This window comes from Bartonella sp. MU70NMGDW (assembly GCF_042194085.1).
Lineage (GTDB): Bacteria > Pseudomonadota > Alphaproteobacteria > Rhizobiales > Rhizobiaceae > Bartonella > Bartonella grahamii.
The window spans coordinates 1-3,607 of record NZ_JBHIMK010000134.1 but is presented as its reverse complement, the minus strand read 5'-3'; the positions used below and the strand labels follow the sequence as shown (position 1 = coordinate 3,607).

Annotated in this window: 2 protein-coding genes and 2 pseudogenes; 2 read left to right on the top strand and 2 right to left on the bottom strand. The window is 34.2% G+C overall.

Translation table 11 applies throughout. The features are described 5' to 3' along the window. Both ACFIKE_RS08675 and ACFIKE_RS08670 read left to right on the top strand, forming a co-directional pair. Nucleotides 1-312: toprim domain-containing protein (locus tag ACFIKE_RS08675; RefSeq protein WP_375649327.1), on the top strand; the 312-nt coding region annotated here is incomplete at its 5' end. 12 nt (nucleotides 313-324) lie between these two features. Then, a pseudogene (locus ACFIKE_RS08670) lies at nucleotides 325-1,852 on the top strand (YfjI family protein). A gap of 1,162 nt (nucleotides 1,853-3,014) precedes the next feature. Here the strand turns inward: ACFIKE_RS08670 and ACFIKE_RS08665 are convergent. Further along, nucleotides 3,015-3,410, bottom strand: a complete 396-nt coding sequence (locus ACFIKE_RS08665; RefSeq protein WP_375649325.1) for a hypothetical protein — start codon at nucleotides 3,408-3,410, stop codon at nucleotides 3,015-3,017. Nucleotides 3,411-3,422: 12 nt separating this feature from the next. Further along, nucleotides 3,423-3,607: pseudogene (locus ACFIKE_RS08660) on the bottom strand (hypothetical protein); the annotation flags it as partial.

The following is a 3,607-nucleotide window of genomic DNA, read 5'->3' as shown; positions in this document are numbered from 1 at the left end:
GGTGGTGGGGTGCATTTAAGCCAAGCCAATCCAAAACATCTGGTCATTTGTGAGGGCATTGAAACCGGTCTGGCTCTTTTGTCTGGGTTGTTATCAGAGCCCGTTAATTTATGGGCGTCTCTTTCAACCAGTGGCATGATGCGTGTGAATTTACCCCATACAAAGGGGCGTCTCACCATTGCAATGGACGGCGATGATGCGGGTCGTAAAGCAGGTTTTACCCTCGCTGCACGTGCTTATAGCCAAGGCTTTGAGGTCTTTATGATGCAAGCTCCAAAAGGAACCGATTTTAATAACGTATTACTTTCTTAAAAGAGGGAAACTATGAAAGATAGTAATTTACAAAACAATAATGAAAATACTCCCGTCAATGATAACGATAATGTCTCTTTAAACGAAAATACTTGTTTAAAAGCCATTTCTTATGAACAAGCCTTGCAACAAAATGGTTGGGGGCAATTACAACCGATTGCTACGGCTCTCTTACCCGTCGAGCCTTTTAAAATATTCCTGCTTCCAACACCATTAATAAACTATGTTTATGACGTTGCTGATATTCAACAATCTTCTATCGATTTTGTTGCTGTTTCTGCTTTATGTGGATTGTCTGCTGTCATTGGAAATGGCGTGCGGGTTTCTCCAAAACAACATGCCAATTGGAAAATTGTTCCTAATCTCTGGGGTGCCATTGTGGGGGGAACCTTCAACTATGAAAACAGATACCATGGAAGCTGCTTTAGCACCTCTTGATGTTTTTCAAGAGGAATGGCATCAAGAATGGTTAAAGAAGAAAAAACAGCAAGAAACAAAAGATATTCTTATTGAATTAGACAAAAGAGAAAAGAAAAAACAAGCCTATAAAGCACTCAAAGATCAAGATGAGGAACAAGCCCTTGCTCTTCTTTCTCAATCTCTTGAACATAAAGAAAGTGAGGAAGATGACACGCTTAATAAACGACGTCTTATTGTCAACGATGTGACCGTCGAAAAGCTTGGGGAATTGTTAAAAGAAAACCCCCGTGGTTTATTGTTGGTTCGTGATGAATTATCTGGTTTTTTATCCGATTTGGAACGGAAGGAATATCAATCAGACCGTTCTTTTTATCTAACAGCTTTTAATGGCAAAAAATCATACACCTATGACCGTATAGGACGTGGAACCATTTTTATTCCCAATGCAACCATTTCCATTATTGGGGGCATTCAACCTTCACGGATTATTCCCATTATTCAAGCAATGCACCATGGAACAAATAATGACGGCTTATTGCAACGGTTTCAAATGCTGGTGTGGCCCGATGAACGAAAAGAGCGGTTATGGGTTGATAGACCTCCTAATCAAAAGGCATGGGAAAGTTATCAAGGAATTTTTCGTTCTCTTTATGATAAACCATTAGGATCACCAAAACACCCTATTACCATACGCTTTTCTGCTGAAGCTCAAGAAATGTTTCGTGTATGGTGGGAAAATTTTCAAAGAACAATCAAAGGAGGTCATTTCTCATCAAGTTTACAAGCGCATCTTTTGAAAATGAATAAAACCATACCAACCCTTGCATTGATTTTTGAATTGAGTGAAGGGAGGCGTTTTGAAATAGGCTTGCCTTCACTCACTATGACATTGTGTTGGTCATCCTATTTGTTAAGTCATGCAAAACTCATTGTAGAGCCTTGTGATCATTTACCAGATGGTTTTACCTGCACGAGATGTTTATAAGCGTGATTGGAAGCTTTTAAGGGATAAAGGAATTATTCAACAAACTTTAGAGCTTTTATGCTGTTGCAACTATCTTCGTGAAATTTATGAAGACAAAACCCAAAAGGCGGTCGGCCTACAAAACGCTATGAATAGCCCACCTTGGTGAAAAATCATAGGACCACACAATAGAGAAATCTCTTTTGAGAGTTTTTCAAGCCAATCGCTCAAAGCTCTTTTTAGTGATACTCTCTTCATTGCTCTTTTTTCAAAGAAAATGATCAGAGTTCTTTTTACAAAGAGTTTTGTTGCTTTTGGAGAGTTATTCCAATGTTTATGTTATTTTTTAAATAATAAAAAATAAAAAACATTATATTTTAATATTTTTGTTTAGGATCTCGAGCTGCTCTATGGAAATTTCTATTTTTGTAAAAAATCCAAACGTGCAACAGCATGGTAAAATATATTTTTATGACATTGGTGATTATCTCAAGAGAAAAGAAAAACTTACGATAATAGAAGTCATTTGGGAGTATTGATGGTATTACGTGAATATCAGCTACAATATCATCTGGATTTATATTACTCGTAATTGGCATTTTGGATGCATGGCTCATTTGTTCTGCAAACTATTGGACTTGAATGTTTAATCTATAAAGCTCGGTATTGATGATACTAGAAGAAAAGCCATCTTGATTTGTAAGTTTAATCGAATGCAAATTGAGAACATTCGATATATAATAACAAGCATATGCTTCTTAGCTAGCCCCCTTTAAGTAAGATAATAAGGCCACCTGCTATACTGTTCTGATTGGGGTTGAGCTCAGCTTTATAATAAACATCAAGCTTTAAAATACCGTTCGCTTATTTTGAGTTACATCAAGCTGAAATACCTATAATTCTTTCTCATCAAAAATCTTGAATAAAAAAGGCAAGTTGCTGCTTAAATTACTGCTAATATCAAAAAAATTAAAGCCAATTTTGCCACCATCTTTGACACTTTTAGTATATGAAATTCTGATATATGAGACAAGCACCATATCGTTCTTCCATCGGTATGTCCTATATCTATTCACAAAACATAGCTGCTTCAGAGTGGGAAATACTATATATTTGTAGCAATTTCTTTTAATTTATTCATATCAAAATACAAATCCGATACCTTTTGGCAAAATTTATCAAGATAAATAAACAATTCATCAGAGATGATATATCTTTTTTTCTCGAATTCTCATTAAATCCTCAGTTTTATTATTTAACGGATGCGCTTCAAAATTACTTGCACGATTTCCTGCTAATTTGGTAGGCATATAATGATTTATGATGTTACAAAACTAAAATCTAAAGGGCCAGAAACATTACTTCCAACCATACCAACGTAGTTATTTTTATTCTCAAAAAACTTATATAATTCTTTAATATTACTTGCAAATGGCTTATAGACAAAAGCATTATAGCCATATTCGTGAATTTTTTCATAACCACATTTCACGAATGTCTCATCAGCGATATTTAAGAAACCCAAATCTGGAATTTTTGAAGGAAATTTCATAGGCTGTTCTATTCCAAACAAATTATTCTTATCTATCCTATCAATAAAATAATTCCACTGCTCAAAATTAATACTTGCATTGAAATCAATAATAAATTTTACATTTTTGTTTTCATTAACAATTGCAATTGTATCATCCAAATACTGATTTGATGATTTCAATTTTATCAAATCTTAATTACGTATCTCATCATCAATAATTTCACCTATTCCTATCGTTTTAATAGATTTTATTAATCCAGAATTAATAATTTTAGCCATTTCAACTTTTTTAAAAAAATCTTCCCACCCAAAGAAATAGCTTAAAGAATTTGCAAAGTGTTTACTTTTATTTATTGATCGTTCATTTACAGATTTTA